The organism is Haliscomenobacter sp., from assembly GCF_041740695.1.
In the GTDB taxonomy this organism is placed as follows: Bacteria; Bacteroidota; Bacteroidia; order Chitinophagales; family Saprospiraceae; genus Haliscomenobacter.
The window spans coordinates 66,189-82,843 of the sequence record NZ_JBGSLK010000001.1 but is presented as its reverse complement, the minus strand read 5'-3'; the positions used below and the strand labels follow the sequence as shown (position 1 = coordinate 82,843).

Sequence of the window (16,655 nt, the reverse complement as noted above, 5' to 3'; positions counted from 1 at the left end):
CTAAAAACTATGCCTATAAAAGTGACCATATATGAGGACAATAACGCGCTTCGCGAAGCCCTTGAAGTTCTGATCAAAGGAGTAGACAATTATCATTTGATTGCGACCTATGCCGATTGTTTGCACATCGAAACAGACCTGACTCAAGCACAACCCGACGTCATCCTCATGGACATTGATCTGCCCGGCCGTTCGGGTATTGAAGGGGCACACCTCGTCCAAAAAATATCTCCCACCACCGAAGTGCTGATGCTCACTGTATTTGATGACGATGATAAAATTTTTAAAGCCATTTGTGCTGGTGCCAATGGATATCTATTAAAAAAAACACCACCCGCTCGGATTTTGGAAGCCATCGAAGAGGTCTACAATGGTGGCGCCCCGATGACCCCGGCCATCGCCCGCAAGGTGCTGCAACTCTTTCCCAAAACGCCCGCAGTCAATCTGGAGCTGGACAAACTCACCGCCCGCGAACAGGAGGTGCTCCAAAGTCTGGCTAGAGGCAACAGCTACAAAATGGTGGCTGCCGAACTGGAAATCAGCATCGATACGGTGCGCACCTACATCAAACGCATTTACGAGAAGCTGCACGTGCATTCCGTGGCGGAGGCGATAGCTAAGGCTTTTTTGAAGCAATAGGGTAGGGCGGGTCACATCATCATGCGATTTCATGGTAGGTGAATTTTATAGATTTTTGAATCGTCTTACGAACTAAACCTCAGTTGAAATGCCTCATGCCGTTGTACCTTTCTTGGTTAGCCACCATTCTGATCACATCCCATCCAACATGTGTGTAAATGATCCTGTATTGCCCAAAGTCCGCAGGGATTTTGGAGTGTAAATCCTTCATTTTTTTCATATTTTAACTTTTACACAATGAAAACGAAACTCATTTTTATTTTAATGATGGTTACAGGGATGTATACCATAAAAGTGCAGGCCTGCAATGAATTAAACACGACTTATAATGCGGTTACGAGAACTGTCATTCAGTCCAGCGATGCATGTTTGACTACCACTGCAATTGATGGAAGCAACTCTAGCGCGAATCGCATCCCAACAGGAACCCTGGTTTTTTACCGCACCAACCAGGGGCGCTACGGGAAAATGGAAATTTTAGAATACGGCCACAGTCTTCGGGTGCGATGCACTACCTACAATGACAATGGCACAATATTCAGGGCAAATGAAAATTTAACGGTTCGAGGTACCTGGAGTTGCGATCTAGACATTGCTAGCGAGGCTCAAGCTGGTGCGGACTTTTTTTGGAACCAACGTACGAGTGTACTGCGGAGTCTGGATCCAATTGGTGGTGCACGATTTTGGGTAGCTAAAAGTGGAGGAACCAACAACGCTGCAATCAATCTCACTGGTTTTTACCGTGCCGACAACGGATCTTGTGGACAAGCCTATATTCGGCAAATTGGCAATCAGGTGTACTGGTTTGGCGAACACCCTGATGGCAGTTTTGCTCATATTTTTAGAGGCACCATTAGTGGCAATACCCTGACGGGCAATCTCTGGGATGTGCCCAAAGGGACTCTCCTCAATAGGGGGACTTGTGTGTACAACATTGCCCCCAATGGCACTTTAAATCGAACCGGTGGTACGATTGGTTGCAACCAGTTGGTTAGAGCAACGTTGCCAACTAGCCTTCCTGCCAGTAGGCCTATGCAGCCGGGTAGTGGCGCCCTCACGGGCGTTTGGGATTGTAATGATGGCGCTGCAACTTACGTTCGTGAAGATGGCGCTAATTTCCTTTTCTTTAGCGAAGCCAGGAACAATGGAACCCGCCCCGGTTTTTCAAATCTCTATGTCGGCAGGCGTTCCGGAAATACCATCACGGGTACTTGGGTGGATGTGCCCAAAGGCACTTTGCTTGGCAATGGCACCATGACCCTGCGGGTCGAAAGTGATACCCGCTTTGTACGGACAGACGCCGGAAGTGGTTATGGAGGAAGTGTGTGGACGAGAACTAGCGGGCAATCAGGGGCACAAACTCGAACCATTACCCCCAATCCCATTGGCATCCTTTGCCCTACTCGTCTGGTTAGGGGGGATGCAGAACTAGGCGGTGGTAATTTTGGTGGACCACGGATTCAGTGTAATGTGAGCTTGAGGGTTAGTGCGGATAATGCTCATCTGGAGGCGATTATTTATTATAAAGTCGAAGAAGAAGTTGGGGATAACTCAACAGTGGAACAAACTTTTACACAACGAATTTGGACAGCACCTGCAAATCAGCGCATCACAAACATTAACTCCGCCCGAAGCTCCAGTGCTTCCCAACGTGGGCCTATGGCAGGCCCCGAAATCTTTGGTTGTAATGATGGAGAAATTGTGAACATGCGTCTTACAGGTGGTTTACTAAGATCGCTACAAGTAATCGGAGATACCGGAGGTAGTGATATTAGCAATGATAACGATTGTGGCTGTGATACCCAGATAAGGCGCATTGAATTCAATCCAATCACGCTGACCCTGACTCAAAGGTAATAAAATTCATTTTTTCAAAGATTAACTTCTTCACAATGAAAACGAAGCTCTTGTTTCTGTGCCTAGTCTATATTGTTTTGGGACTGATTACCCCTATTAATGCGCAAGTGGCCTTCCGACACGTCACCAGTTCAGGTAATACCCAAGGCCACATCACCCGCTTGGACCATCCTCAGTTGAATGGCAACCCCAATGCCCTGGTTTTCATCATGCCCAACTACAACACCAATGGCGCAGACCCTACTGGGGCGGATTATGCACAAAATGCGGGTATCTACTATTCAGGCTGGCGCTGGGCCATTTTTAACCAAAACACCAAGGCTCCAATGCCTGTCAACCTCACCTTTAACGTGCTGGTTGCGCCTGCAGGGAATTCCAATTATTTCAGCGTCACCTGTACGCAGAACAGCAAGGCAGGGCTCGCTCCAAATGGAATGGTCATTGATCACCCCGCCACCAACAACAAACCCAATCTATTGTTGATGGTCACTCAGAATTGGTCGGGAACCTACAATGACAACTCCCCAATAGTGAGCTACGCCAACGGGAAATGGTACATCTCCAACAACAAATACCTGTCTCCTGACCCGGCCATTTCGGCTAAGTCTACCTTGCCAGTCGGAGCACGTTTTAATGTCATGGTGATCAGCAATGGGGTGGTTCCTGGTTTCCCTACAGCAAAAGCATTCATGCATACGGTCACTCCAAACAATATCCTTGCTGGAGGCATCACCTATTTTGATCAGCCCTTTTTAAATAGAAACACCAATGTAATGCTCTGGGCAACGCCAAATTGGGGCTGGAGCCCTGGTGGAGCGGCTGGGCAAACCTCCGGGCCGTACAACGATAGTCCGATCAATGCCTGGTACGATCATCCTACCGATGCCTGGAATTATAAAAATGGGTATTGGACGATATTCAACAATGATGGAACAGCGATGAAAGCCGGGGCGAAGTTTAATGTGCTGGCAGTCAGTACAAATCCGGGTATACAACCGAGAATCTGTTATGACCAAATCCCTCTTACTATAAATGGGGCGAACAACATTGCTGTTTTGGGGAGAAATCTATGGCAAAATGGACAAACCATTCGGATCATGATGAATGGTTCAACCCCAATTGTACGAGAAAGAGTTCGTCGATACGCCAATGAATGGCTCCCTCACGTTAACCTACGATTTGAGTATGTAAATCAGGAACCTGCCGATATTCACATCTCTTTTGAACCAGGTGGCTCTTCGTCCTGGAATGGAACGAGCTCCAGGTTGCACAATCCATCCATGAATTTTGGATGGCTTACCGATGATTTAAGTGAAGATAAATTTAGAAGCGTTGTCCTGCATGAATTTGGTCATGCTTTGGGCGCAATACACGAGCATCAACACCCTGAAGGGGGTATACCTTGGGACAGAGAGGCAGTGATCAGGTATTACTCCGGCCACCCTCACTTTTGGGATATGGAGAAGATTGAAAGAAACTTGTTTCGAGAGTATGACCGAACCATAACACAGTTTTCTGCCTATGACCGAACCTCCATCATGCACTATCCAATTGATGATGCGCTTACGATTGGTAATTATTCGACGCCATGGAATAACAATCTCTCTCCCAATGATATTGCTTTTATGCGTAGCCGATATCCATTTGGTCGGCCTACAAACCAGCCTAGCCTTAGATTATCAATTCGTACCGGAAATGATGACTTGCAGGAAATCAGTGTAGCAAAGGCAATAATCAAGCTGAGAGGACAAGCCCAAGACTTTGAGTTGACACTTAATCGGAGTTTACGTTGGGCCGATGGTTCCTTAAACGAGGTATTTATTCCGCTACCCGGTTCAGTCACAAAAGATGATGTTTTGAGCTGTAAAATTGTATTCATTTCAGGACGTTCTTCAGCGTTTTCAGCTGGAGATACTTGGACTATAACCATGGTTCGTCTGGATTTTTTTCCAATGGCTGGAATGCCTACCCTGTTAAAGTACATCACCAGTGTTTCGGGTTTATTCCGGTTTTTGGCAACTTCTCCACCAAGCGAATATCTGGTATATCAAAAGCCATGACGTGGTTTTGAAGAAACAATGTCACATCATCATGCGATTTCTTATTAGTTGAATTTTATTGATTTTTGAATCGTCTTACAAACTAAACCTCAGTTGAAATGCCTCATGCCGTTGTACACTTCTTGGTTAGCCACCACTCTCATTACTTTCCATCCAAAATGTGTGTAAATGATCCTGTATTGCCCAAAGTCCGCAGGGATTTTGGAGTGGAACCCTTCATTTTTTCATGTTTTAATTTTTACCTAATGAAAACGAAATTCTTTTATTTGTGTCTAGTCTGTATCATTTTGGGATTGGTTACCCCTATTGGTGCGCAAGTGGCCTTCCGCCACGTCACCAACCCAGGCAATGTCCAAGGCCACATCACCCGCTTGGACCATCCCCAATTGAATGGCAACCCCAATGCCCTGGTTTTCATCATGCCCAACTACAATACCAATGGCGCAGATCCTAGCGGGGCAGATTATCAACAAAATGCAGGGGTCTATTATTCAGGCGGGCGCTGGGCCATTTTTAACCAAAATACCAAGGCTCCAATGCCCGTTAACCTCACCTTTAACGTGCTGGTTGCACCTGCTGGGAACGCCAATTATTTCAGCGTCACCTGTACGCAAAACAGCAAGGCAGGGCTCGCTCCAAATGGAATGGTGATTGATCATCCTGCCACTAACAATAAACCCAACGTATTGTTGATGGTTACCCAAAATTGGTCAGGAACCTACAATGACAACTCTCCAATAGTGAGCTACGCCAACGGCAAATGGTACATCTCCAACAATAAATACCTGTCTCCAGACCCGGCCATTTCTGCAAAGTCCACCATGCCAGTCGGCGCACGATTCAATGTCATGGTGATCACCAATGGGGTGGCTTCCGGTTTTCCTACAGCGAAGGCTTTTATGCATACGGTCACTCCAAACAATATCCTTGCTGGAGGTATCACCTATTTTGATCAGCCCTTTTTAAATGGAAATACCAATGTAATGCTCTGGGCAACGCCGAATTGGGGCTGGAGCCCTGGTGGGGCAGCCGGGCAAACCTCCGGACCGTATAACGATAGCCCCATCAATGGCTGGTATGATCACCCTACCGACCGCTGGAATTACAAAAATGGGTATTGGACGATATTCAACAATGATGGAACAGCGATGAAAGCGGGGGCAAAGTTTAATGTGTTGGCGATGAATGTGGGAAGTATTAGCCCTATTCCACAGGCAAAAGTGTGTATAGACCGTTTTCCTATCTCTTTTAATGGAGCGGTCAGTTTAGCTGCTTTGAGGAGGAACTTGTGGCAAAATGGACAAACCATCCGTATTATGATGAATGGCTCAACACCATTTATTAGAGAGCGCGTACGTCGATATGCCAATGAATGGCTACAATATGCCAATTTAAGGTTTGAATATGTAGATCGAGAACCTGCCGATATCCATATTTCTTTTGTACAAGACGAAACTTCTTGGTCTCATATAGGAACCGACTCAAGATTTGCTAACCCCTCCATGAATTATGGATGGTTTACCGAAACGACCACTGAAACGGAATTTAGAAGAACAATCCTGCATGAGTTTGGTCATGCATTAGGTGCCATTCACGAACACCAACACCCTGATGCGGGCATTCCTTGGGACAGAGATGCGGTGATGAGGTTTTTTTCGAACCTAAGCCCACCCTGGGACGCGGCAAAAATTGAACATAATATTTTCCAACGCTTCGACCGCGACCAAACTCAATTCACCCGTTACGATCCAACCTCAATTATGCATTACCCCATTAATGATGCACTTACGATTGGTAGTTATTCAGTGCCCTGGAATACCAATTTGTCGCCAAATGATATTGCATTAATGCGTACGCTGTATCCTTTTCCTGCTCCTACTCAAAGTCAAATTGTTAACCCCGCTTCAATTGGTACCCTTTGTCCAACGCGAAAAACCAGAGGTGATGCAGAGTTTGGTGGAGGTCCTCAAATTCAATGCAATGTAAATATTCAAGTGAGTGCGGATGCTGCCCATCTTGATGCCGTAATTTATTTCAAAGCGGAAGAAACGGGAGGAGATTATTCAACGGTTGAACAAACTTTTACACAACGTATTTGGTCCGCTCCCGCAAATCAGCGGATCAGTGGAATCACTTCTTCGAGATCATCTACGTCTAGTCGACGTGGCACCAATGCAGGAGGTGAAGGATGGGGCGGTTGTAATGATGGTGAAATATTAGAAATGCCGGTCATGGGTGGTCTAGTCAGGCGTATTCAAGTGATTGGAGATACTGGAAGTGGAGACATTAGTGGAGACAACGACTGTGGTTGTGATACCCAGATAAGGCGCATTGAATTCAATCCCATTACAGTGACACTATCTCAAAGGTAACCTTGCCTTATTCTGGTAATTAAACCTTTTTCACCATTGAAACCATTTAAAATGAATACGAAAATCTTTTTATCCCTGTCATTTATCACGGCAGCCATACTCACGCTGTCCGCCCAAAAACCCATCGGCACGACCATCAACCGGGCCCTACTCCAAAATGTCAAAATCAATCGGTGGGTCTCCCCCGTATATGGCGACTGGGAAAGTATCCCTGCAAACCACGTCAGCGATGCAGTTTTGCTTCAAAATGGGTACAAAACCAAAACCTTCCAGTTTGAAGCCTACGCCGTCCGGCCTAGCGGCAACAACGTTATTGCGGTTAACCGCTGGACCCTGCCCGGGTGCAATACCTCTATTTTGCTTGGGGAGCACGAGCACACCGACGCGCAATTGCAGAGCTGGGGTTATCGCGATAAGAAGTTTCAATTTTACGCTTACCGCACCAGACCCGCTACAGGGAAATTTTTGGAAGTAAGCCGCTGGGTAAACGCCTTGCCGCAGGGAAACCCCTGCCGGGATTATACCCTGTGTCTGGTGGAAGGAGAGCATACCGATCAAAACTTATTGAACTGGGGCTATTCCAGCAAAAAAGTGATGTTTTATGTGCCAGATCATCGGCAACCTGCTTCAAATATTACCACCATCAACATCCTGCCTTTTGAAGAATGGCTTTGCCCCAAAGCTTTATTGCGTGGCGACCGGGAATTCGACGGGCACGGGCCCCGCATCAAATGTGAAGTTAAGCTTAGCATTGGCGATGCTGGACGCTCATTGTATGCCGATATCTACCTGTGGGCGCAAGAAACGGTACACGATTGGTCCACCACCGAGCAAAAGTGGCGCAAAAAGGTTTACGATGCCCCTTATGGCAAGACCATTGCTACCATCAATTCGGCCACGGCTTCGCGCACCCAATTCATCAGCCCTCCTGGTGGATTTCAATTTATTGCTCCTGGTGCGGATATATCCAATGCGGTTGCCTCATTTTTAGGTTCTGGTGTGACCGTTGCGGGTGATGTATTTGCCAGTTTTGGAATCCCTGTTGGAGACTATCGATCTTTTGCGCAGTTGGTCAAGGGTGTTTCCGTTGGAGGCAATACCATATGCCAAGTACCTCCCACGGAAGGAACCCTGGTTCGCTTTTTCCACATCGTTGGCGACACGGGCGGCCCCGATATTAGTGAGGATGACAATTGCAATGATGATACCCGCATTGTGAAACTAGAATTCAATCCGGTGAAACTTACCTTCCGCTAAACAAGTGCTAAACCCGCACACATTAAAGTCTTATTTGACTGCCAAAGCGTGTACCTTTGTTCGATTGACGACCAAATGGTACACGCTTTTTTATTCGATACTTTCCGGTTTGTTGGTACGCCAGAAAATTCCCTATCTTCAGCCCCCACAAATCACACCACCTTCATGAGTCAAAAAACAGCCCGCATTGCTTCAACCACCCGCCTTTACCGCAAGCTGCACCGCTGGTTTGCCATTCCTTTGTTCCTGTTTTTGACGCTGATTGGAACCACTGGTTTGTTGCTGGGCTGGAAAAAACAAGTAGGCCTTTTACCCAAAACCGAAAAGGGCAGCAATCTCGAAACCCCAACCTGGATCAGCCTGGACAGCATCAGCAAGGTGGCCAGCAATTACGCTACGTTGACTTTGAAAAAATCTCCTGAGATCGACCGCATCGACGTACGCCCTCAAAAGGGAGTTGCTAAAGTTGTATTTGTACACCATTTCACCGAACTACAAATTGACTGTGCTACTGGCCGGATTCTGGCAGTGAACGCCCGCAATTCAGATTGGATTGAAAAAATCCACGATGGCTCGATTCTGGACTTGGAACTGAAGCTTGGCAGCGATCAAATCAAACTGGCCTATACCACGCTGGCGGGAATTGGCTTGGTGTTTTTGGCCATTAGTGGCTTTTGGCTTTGGTACAACCCAATTCGGATGAAAAAGCTCAAGAAATAAGTGTGAAAGTGCTTACGCTAATAAACTTTTGATTTTTAAGGGTTAAAAGTAAGGGTGCCTGATAACGCTACCGTCTTTGATCAAAAACGGTAGCGTATGAAAATTTTACTATCACTCCTTTTTACTTCAAAAAATAGCACACAACTGGTACTCTCTTTATCGGTATGTTTGTTTGCGTCCCCTGGGTTTGCCCAAAAAACAACCCAAGCCCAATTGGGTTACCGCTCAGCCAAAATCATCAAAAAAGCGGGCTTTGAATTCAAAGACCTGAACAAAAATGGCAAACTGGATGCCTATGAAGACTGGCGACTCCCCGTCGAAACCCGCGTTCAAGACCTGATCAGCAAAATGAGCATCGAGGAAAAAGTGGGCTTTATGCTCATCAGCACCACCCGCCTCGCTGGTGATTTGTCCTTTCAACAAAATGCGCCAAGGGCAGAGATCACTAGTGGCTTCAATGAAGAAGACCTGAAGCAGGAAACCAACATGTTTTCCCGCAAACCCTTGCCCTTCCCTTTGCTCACCGCCTCAGGCACCACCAAAGGGGTTAAAGAACGACACCTGCGACACTTCATCCTGCGCGCCAATACCTCGGCTAAAACCATGGCAGAGTGGTCCAATAACCTACAAGCCCTTTGTGAAGACAGTCGCCTGGGCATCCCCGCGATCGTGGCTTCCAATCCCCGCAACCACATCACCGTTGATGCCTCCATCGGACTGAGTGTAGGAACCACGGTTTTTTCCCGGTGGCCGGGCGAATTGGGTTTGGCCGCCATGAACGACCTCAAAATGACCCGTACCTTTGCCGAAATTGCCGCCAAAGAATGGGCTGCTGTAGGCTTGCGCAAAGGCTACATGTACATGGCCGATTTGGCAACCGAGCCGCGCTGGCAACGGATTGAAGGGACTTTTGGCGAAAATGCCGACCTGGCCGCTGGCATGATGCGGGAGATTGTACTGGGCTTTCAAGGCAATAAACTGGGGGCACAATCTGTCGCTTTGACTACCAAACATTTCCCCGGCGGTGGCCCTCAAGTAGAAGGCCAGGATCCTCACTTTGAATGGGGCAAAGACCAACATTACCCCGGCAAAATGTTCGATTACCACCTGAAACCCTTTCAGGCGGCCGTTGATGCGGGCACTTCGGCAATCATGCCCTATTACGCCAAGCCCATCGGCACGCAATACGAAGAACTGGCTTTTGCCTACAACAAAGCCATTCTCAAAGACCTCTTGCGGGATAAAATGGGCTTTAAAGGCATCATCAACTCCGATACGGGCCCCATCGAAATGATGCCCTGGGGTGTGGAAAAGCTCAGCATTCTGGAGCGTTACCAAAAAGCCATCGAGTGCAGCGTTGACCTGTTCTCCGGTTCTGGCGACCCTGCCCAGTTGTTGGAAGTGGTCAAAAAAGGCATGGTTTCCGAAGCGCGGATCAATGAATCCATTGCCCGTTTGTTGAAAGAAAAAATGGATTTGGGGCTGTTTGAAAACCCCTATGTGGATGTGGCTGTAGCTGAAAAAACGGTGGGCAACGCGGAGTTTCAAAAACAAGCTGATCTGGCCTTTCGCAAATCCATTGTCTTGTTGCGCAACAACGCCAAACTGTTGCCACTGGCCAAAAAAACCAAAGTATATGTAGAGTCTTATTACGACAGTGGCCGAGGTGCCGCGCCCACTAACGTCATCCTACCCAAAACAAACCCGTGGGATCTGGAATTTGTGTCCACCCGTGAGGCTGCGGATGTTGTAGTGCTATGGCTGACCCCCACCATGGGCGGTTTGTTTTCAGCTAAAGAGGGCCCAATTGAGTTGCAACTGTCCAAAAATAAAATCGACATCGCCCGGGTCAATGAAACCACTTACCACAAACCTACCGTGCTGGTGATCAATTACACCAGCCCCTGGGTGATTGATGAAATCGACAATCCGAATGTAAAAACAGTCTTGGCCACCTTTGGGACTACTACCGATGCACTTTTGGACGTGTTGAGCGGGAAATTCAATCCAAGTGGAAAAATGCCATTTTCTACTCCTGTTTCACGCAAAGCGGTGTTGGACAACCAATCGGATGTACCGGGTTACCTCAAATCTAAAGAATATGCTTTGTTCAGATTTGGAGATGGGTTGAGTTATTGATACGAGAGAGCTTTTGTTTCAATAGGATGGAATAAAAAATGAAGCGCAGCAGGTATTCCACCTGGCTGCGCTTCTTCGATTACTGATCTATATTGGAAAGGTTTAAAACAAGGCTTAGATATAAGGAACATTCCAAAACCAGGGTTGCTCTTCAGCTATCCGTTGTTTGATCTGCTCTTTTACAATTTTGTCATAATCCACTTGTTTGATTTTTTTGCCCTTCACTTTGGCAGGAGCGTCCAATTCATTCGCAAGCTTTTTCATTTCAATCAAATCTGCGGTCAAAGTCATGGCGCCATCATTGATGTCAACTTCCAGGATCATTCCAGGTAAGCCGTGAAAACTTTCAGGTCCGCCACTGTGCAGCAAATCCTGGGCAAACCAGGCCACAATTTTTTGTTTGCGCAACGTGTCCACCATCATAGCATTCATACAGATGTGGCCTGCTACTTCTTTGAGGTCATTCAAAATGCGCCACTTTTGGTTTGCCATAGTATCCTCAACTATATAGGGCTTGCTCATTAAAGTACGGCCATCATAAATGGTACTTTTGGCAAAATCACGCTTGAGAAAAAACTGTTCTTTGCGCCAGGAGTAACCGCCTTCTGCATCTGGCTCAGCTTTTTCTTCTGAATCTTCATATTTGGTCTGATCCGCTGTGAAATATAGGTTGTTGTACGTTTTCCATTCCGAGCGGTTGCCCCACATGTAGGACATCCTTTCACGGCTTTGTTTGCTCATGTAATCCAGGCTCGCCATCATTTTAGCCGAGTTTCTGGTCACCAAATAACGAATGCGACCCTCCATGGGCTGGGAAAAAACCAGTGCCGGACAAAACAGGAGAATCAAAAAGAATATTTTTTTCATGTGTGTATTTTTAGCTGTCAGCTATGAGCTATCAGCCATCAGGAGCCAACCACTAATCGGGCTGATAGCTGATGGCCGACAGCTGATTGCTGACAGCTCATGGCTGATTGCTTGTTTACCAATAATTGTTTTTCTTCAACTTGTTCTCGTAGCCCCGCACATTGTAGCTCAAGCTGAGCATGAAATAACGAGCCAGGGTATTGGAGATGCGGCGTTCAACATAGTTGGCGGAGCCGTTTTGATTGATGGTCAGGCGTTTGTTGAGCAAGTCAAAAGCAGCCAGGCGCATCTCAATCTTATTGGCTTTGCCAATGATGCGGCGCACCGAGGCATTCCAAATTGGAATGTCCTGTTTGAAATCAAAACGGTCGTTGCGGAAAATGTTGTAATCCAGGTTGGTTTCCAGAAACATTTTTTTGGCAAACTGGTATTTCAAGTTGCCATCGATCCCGGTATTGCGGATTTTTTGGTTTTGCGATTCCTGAATCGAATAACTGATGTTGGTCAAATTGAGATCGCCAGTCAGCGAGAAAATCAATTTTGGATTTGGTGTTGCACTCAAAGTCATCGAAATATTCCCACCATTGCTTTTGGTTTCGTTTTCGACACCGTTGACAAAAGCTGGGTTTTTGCTGAATCTGAGGCTACCATTTACCGACATCGTCAACTTGGTTTTGATGATCGGGCGGTTCATCCACAGGTAACTGGACAGTTCTCTACCACCACTCACATTTTCGGGGCGGGTGATGCTCAGGATGCCCAACTCATCATCACTTTGGATGACCTGATTGTAAACGATTTGACTTTCTTTGATGGCGTAATCCATACTCAAACCCATGCTGCTGAGGCTGGATGGATCCCAGAAATACATCCCTGCCGAAAGATTGTGACTCAGTTCAGGATCCAAATCAGGGTTACCTTCCGAGCGGTACGCCGGGTTGTTGAAGGTGGTCACTGGCCGCAAATCGTTGAACCTGGGTGCAACGACCGAATAGGAATAACTGGTATTGACGCTAAGGTTGCTCAGTATTTCAATATCCGCGCTAAAGTTTGGCGTAACGTGGGTAAATGTACGATCTACCGCTGGAGCAACCAGTGGCTGATCTTCATCCCTGGAAAACTCTCCGTGCAGATTGTATTGCAGCGCGGCCAGGCCAACGGACAGGTTTACCCCCTCGTGTGAATAACGAATCCCGCTACCCAGGCGATTGTACACGAGTTTATTGTCTGAAAAAAGGCTCAGGTTTTCAATCAGCTGATCGTTCAATTCGGGATCACTTACCCGGCGCTGGTTTTGGCTCGTGGACTGACTAAAGTTGTAAAAGGTTTCCCAAAACCATTTTTTGCTCAAGGCATCGGTATAGAGGATGCTGGATTTGACTTCGTCGCTGCCATTCTTGTCGCGGTTGAGCTGGCGGATCTGATCGGTAAAGGTGTTTGCAGTAAAAAAGCGATTGATCGTAGTAAAACGTTCATCCAAATCGTTTTGGTTCTGGTTAAAAGCCGCACTAAAGGCAAAAGAGCGTCCTTTTTTCTTGAAACGATGACGGAAAATCAGGGAGCTGGTGAGCGCCCAGGTATCCCGATTGGAATCGTTATCGGTAGAAAGGCGGTTGTTGGCTTTTTCCAGATTATTGGAAAAGAATTGACTTTGTGAACTCCCCGCATCCTGGTTGCTCAGGCGGGCATTGGCTTTGACGATGAGCACATTATTCGAGTCGAGGTTTTGTTCCAAACGTCCATTGAGGATGTGGTTGTTGCGGTATTCACCTCGGCTGAGCGTGTCGTTGTTGAAAAAACTGGTATCCAATAAGAAGGTCTGGCGGAAAGCATATTCGTCCAGGTTCAGGTCGGTTTGGTTGTAGGTATAACTGGCGTTGAACTTGGATTTTTTGCCGTTGTCGAAATTGTAATTGGCCCCACCGCCAAAGTTTTTAGTGAAACCACGGCCGTCAAAATAGCTGGTCAACCCACCGCCCTCAGAATAAAAAAAGCGCATACCGCTACCACTGTTGAAGCCGAAGTCGCCGCTGTCAAAATCGTTGTAAGCATTTTGGCCCTTAAATTCGCCGTAATCCTCCCAGTTGACCCCGGTTTGGTTGATGTTGTTGCCAAAACCAATGAGTGAAAACTGTTCTTTGGTATTGAAGCGGTTGTAGTTGCCGCGGGCAGCCCAGCGGTCTTGATCGCCCAGTGCGCCAGTGATTTTACCAAAGGCACCTTTTTTGTATTCGGCCTTGAGTTCCAGGTTCATCACCTTGTTCTTTTGGCCATCGTCTACGCCGGTAAGTTTGGCTTGTTCAGATTTTTCATTGAACACCTGTACTTTGGAGATGGTCTCCGCGCCCAGGTTTTTGGTGGCAGCTTTGGGATCGTCGCCAAAGAAGGTTTTGCCGTCGATGTAGACCTTGTTTACGTCTCTACCCTGCGATTTGATGTTGCCATCAGCATCCACCTCAATACCTGGCAAACGCCGCAGCAAGTCTTCCACCGTTGAGCCAGGAGGCACTTTAAAGGTAGAAGCGTCGTATTCGATCGTATCACCATGGATACTCAGGGTGGATTTGGCGGTTCTGATCACCACCTCCATCAACTCCAGGGAGATGGGTTTGATGGGTACATTGCCCAGGTCGTTTATTTCTTTTTCATTTGCGGGAAGCAACATTTGCTGCGGCTGGTAGCTGATCAGCGATATTTTCAGCAAATAGGGAACGTTGCGCACGTTTTTGAATTCAAATCCTCCTTTTTCGTCCGCACGGGTAAAATTGATCAGACTGGAATCGGTAGGGTTGAGCAACATTACTGTCGGGTAGGGGGCAGGCATATTGGCGGTATCCACCACACTGCCTTTAATGGTTACTTTTGCCGGGTTTTGGGCAAAGACGATGTTGACGGCCAACAACATGATCCATAAGCCTAGAGAGCGTTTCATTAATAAACTTTCAGTTAGTCGGGTGTGTGAATATTGTTTCAGTAATATGCAAACGGACGAATCCGTTTTGTTGATATTTGAATGATGCGAATTTTGGTCAAATAGTTGCGCGAAAAAAGTTTTTTTGGAAAAATGCTGTGAATAAAGTGTTTTTTGTTGTTTGTTCATTGTTGTAATGGTGTTTGGGATGAATGGTTACAGTTCACTGGCAACTTTTTTTACCCCATTTCGGGTTTTATTCTTTCTTTTCTTTTTTCTGCCAAATTGGCACATCAAACCAAAATATCCTTTACTTTTGTGTCCCACGAAACCTGGGTAGCTATTTCATTGTTCAGGTGAACGGTAATAATCTACGATCATGCATTTGTACAACGACAATCCAACCTTGCTAGATGTGCCGCACCAGCAGATGAAAGAGGAGCAGCAAGGGGAGGTCTTTTTCAAAAATTATCCGCAGCAAGTTGAAGATCCTTCCGGCAAACACTTTTACATCGAAAGTTACGGTTGCCAGATGAACTTTAGCGATAGTGAAATTGTGGCATCCATCCTGGCCGAAGTGGGCTTCAAACCTACCCGGGATTTGGAACTGGCGGATTTGATCCTGGTCAATACCTGCTCCATCCGTGAGAAGGCTGAAGAAACCGTGCGCAAACGCCTGCGGGTGTTTGATGCCATGAAAAAACAAAGACCGGGCACCCTGGTGGGTGTACTGGGCTGTATGGCGGAACGTTTGAAATCCAAATTTCTGGAAGAAGAACGCCTGGTCGACCTCGTAGTTGGCCCCGATGCCTACCGTGATCTGCCCAAATTGGTCGCTACCGCTGAAGACGGCGACAAGGGCATCAACGTTTTCCTTTCCCGGGAAGAAACTTATGCGGATATCAGTCCGCTGCGCTTGGATTCCAATGGCGTGAGTGCCTTTATTTCCATCATGCGGGGCTGCGACAACATGTGCTCTTTTTGCGTGGTGCCCTTTACCCGTGGCCGCGAACGGAGCAGGGATGCTTTCAGTATTTTGGCCGAAGCACAAGAACTGTATGAGCGGGGATACAAAGAAGTGACCCTCCTGGGGCAAAATGTCGATTCTTACAAATGGACCAATCCAGAAACGGAAAACCTGGTCAATTTTGCCCACTTGTTGGAAATGGTGGCCCTGGTAGCCCCCGATCTCCGGGTGCGTTTTTCCACTTCACACCCCAAGGACATCACCAATGAGGTACTCCACACCATCGCGAAGTACCCCAATATTTGTAAGTACATCCACTTGCCCGTACAGTCGGGCAACAGCAACGTGCTGGAACGAATGAATCGCACCTACGACCGCGAGTGGTACATGGAGCGCATTGAGGCCGTTCGTCAGATCATTCCCGATTGTGCCATTTCTTCCGACATCATCGCTGGTTTTTGCAGCGAAACGGAAGAGGAGCATCAGGACACCTTGAGCATGATCGAATTTGCCGATTACAGCATGTCGTACATGTTCTTTTACTCCGAACGCCCCGGCACCCTGGCGGCACGGAAATACCCCGATGACATCTCGCTGGAAGTGAAAAAACGCCGCCTGCAAGAGATCATTAATCTACAATCCAAGGTAAGCTACGGCCACAACCAACGCGACATCGGCAAAGTATTTGAAGTATTAATTGAGGGTGACTCCCGCAAATCCGACCAGGATTTCTGCGGACGCAACACTCAGAACAAAATGATTGTTTTCCCAAAAGTGGCTGGCTACAAGCCAGGTCAATACATTAATGTCCTCGTTAAAGCTGCCAGTAGCGCAACTTTGATTGGGGAAGCCGTTTTATAGTTGAA

The 16,655-nt window shown here is 47.1% G+C and carries 10 protein-coding genes; 8 read left to right on the top strand and 2 right to left on the bottom strand.

Going from position 1 to position 16,655, the window contains the following annotated elements; translation table 11 throughout:
- Positions 1-9: 9 nt before the first annotated feature.
- The 7 genes from ACEW9O_RS00315 (at position 10) to ACEW9O_RS00285 (ending at position 11,044) form a co-directional block, all read left to right on the top strand.
- On the top strand, positions 10-639 hold the full coding sequence (locus ACEW9O_RS00315; RefSeq protein WP_373548112.1) for a response regulator: 630 nt from the start codon (positions 10-12) through the stop codon (positions 637-639).
- Between the two features lie 237 nt (positions 640-876).
- Complete coding sequence (locus ACEW9O_RS00310; RefSeq protein ID WP_373548111.1) at positions 877-2,496, top strand: hypothetical protein; 1,620 nt, start codon at positions 877-879, stop codon at positions 2,494-2,496.
- A 35-nt stretch (positions 2,497-2,531) separates the two neighbouring features.
- The gene (locus ACEW9O_RS00305; protein WP_373548110.1) at positions 2,532-4,556 is read left to right on the top strand and encodes a M12 family metallopeptidase; all 2,025 of its coding nucleotides are present in this window, start codon (positions 2,532-2,534) and stop codon (positions 4,554-4,556) included.
- Positions 4,557-4,801: 245 nt separating this feature from the next.
- On the top strand, positions 4,802-6,928 hold the full coding sequence (locus ACEW9O_RS00300) for a M12 family metallopeptidase (RefSeq protein ID WP_373548109.1): 2,127 nt from the start codon (positions 4,802-4,804) through the stop codon (positions 6,926-6,928).
- A 51-nt stretch (positions 6,929-6,979) separates the two neighbouring features.
- Positions 6,980-8,185, top strand: coding sequence for a hypothetical protein (locus ACEW9O_RS00295; protein ID WP_373548108.1), 1,206 nt, complete (start codon positions 6,980-6,982; stop codon positions 8,183-8,185).
- 165 nt (positions 8,186-8,350) lie between these two features.
- Positions 8,351-8,905 carry a PepSY domain-containing protein gene (locus tag ACEW9O_RS00290; RefSeq protein WP_373548107.1) on the top strand — a complete coding sequence of 185 codons (555 nt, stop codon included), beginning with the start codon at positions 8,351-8,353 and terminating at the stop codon, positions 8,903-8,905.
- A gap of 96 nt (positions 8,906-9,001) precedes the next feature.
- The gene (locus ACEW9O_RS00285) at positions 9,002-11,044 is read left to right on the top strand and encodes a glycoside hydrolase family 3 protein (protein ID WP_373548106.1); all 2,043 of its coding nucleotides are present in this window, start codon (positions 9,002-9,004) and stop codon (positions 11,042-11,044) included.
- Between the two features lie 114 nt (positions 11,045-11,158).
- On the opposite strand, the gene ACEW9O_RS00280 is transcribed toward ACEW9O_RS00285, so the two are convergent.
- Together ACEW9O_RS00280 and ACEW9O_RS00275 are read right to left on the bottom strand one after the other, a co-directional pair.
- Entirely contained in the window at positions 11,159-11,911 is a 753-nt protein-coding gene (locus ACEW9O_RS00280; protein WP_373548105.1) for a GLPGLI family protein, read from the bottom strand.
- A gap of 115 nt (positions 11,912-12,026) precedes the next feature.
- Entirely contained in the window at positions 12,027-14,843 is a 2,817-nt protein-coding gene (locus ACEW9O_RS00275) for a TonB-dependent receptor domain-containing protein (protein WP_373548104.1), read from the bottom strand.
- A 358-nt stretch (positions 14,844-15,201) separates the two neighbouring features.
- On the opposite strand from ACEW9O_RS00275, the gene miaB reads away from it, so the two are divergent.
- On the top strand, positions 15,202-16,650 hold the full coding sequence (gene miaB, locus ACEW9O_RS00270) for a tRNA (N6-isopentenyl adenosine(37)-C2)-methylthiotransferase MiaB (protein ID WP_373548103.1): 1,449 nt from the start codon (positions 15,202-15,204) through the stop codon (positions 16,648-16,650).
- Positions 16,651-16,655: the final 5 nt, after the last annotated feature.

What these genes read in the sequence shown, in the direction of transcription:
- ACEW9O_RS00315 (WP_373548112.1), top strand. Translation starts at nt 10, where the DNA reads ATGCCTATAAAAGTGACCATATATGAGGACAATAACGCGCTTCGCGAA.
- ACEW9O_RS00310 (WP_373548111.1), top strand. Translation starts at nt 877, where the DNA reads ATGAAAACGAAACTCATTTTTATTTTAATGATGGTTACAGGGATGTAT.
- ACEW9O_RS00305 (WP_373548110.1), top strand. Translation starts at nt 2,532, where the DNA reads ATGAAAACGAAGCTCTTGTTTCTGTGCCTAGTCTATATTGTTTTGGGA.
- ACEW9O_RS00300 (WP_373548109.1), top strand. Translation starts at nt 4,802, where the DNA reads ATGAAAACGAAATTCTTTTATTTGTGTCTAGTCTGTATCATTTTGGGA.
- ACEW9O_RS00295 (WP_373548108.1), top strand. Translation starts at nt 6,980, where the DNA reads ATGAATACGAAAATCTTTTTATCCCTGTCATTTATCACGGCAGCCATA.
- ACEW9O_RS00290 (WP_373548107.1), top strand. Translation starts at nt 8,351, where the DNA reads ATGAGTCAAAAAACAGCCCGCATTGCTTCAACCACCCGCCTTTACCGC.
- ACEW9O_RS00285 (WP_373548106.1), top strand. Translation starts at nt 9,002, where the DNA reads ATGAAAATTTTACTATCACTCCTTTTTACTTCAAAAAATAGCACACAA.
- ACEW9O_RS00280 (WP_373548105.1), bottom strand. Translation starts at nt 11,911, where the DNA reads ATGAAAAAAATATTCTTTTTGATTCTCCTGTTTTGTCCGGCACTGGTT.
- ACEW9O_RS00275 (WP_373548104.1), bottom strand. Translation starts at nt 14,843, where the DNA reads ATGAAACGCTCTCTAGGCTTATGGATCATGTTGTTGGCCGTCAACATC.
- miaB (WP_373548103.1), top strand. Translation starts at nt 15,202, where the DNA reads ATGCATTTGTACAACGACAATCCAACCTTGCTAGATGTGCCGCACCAG.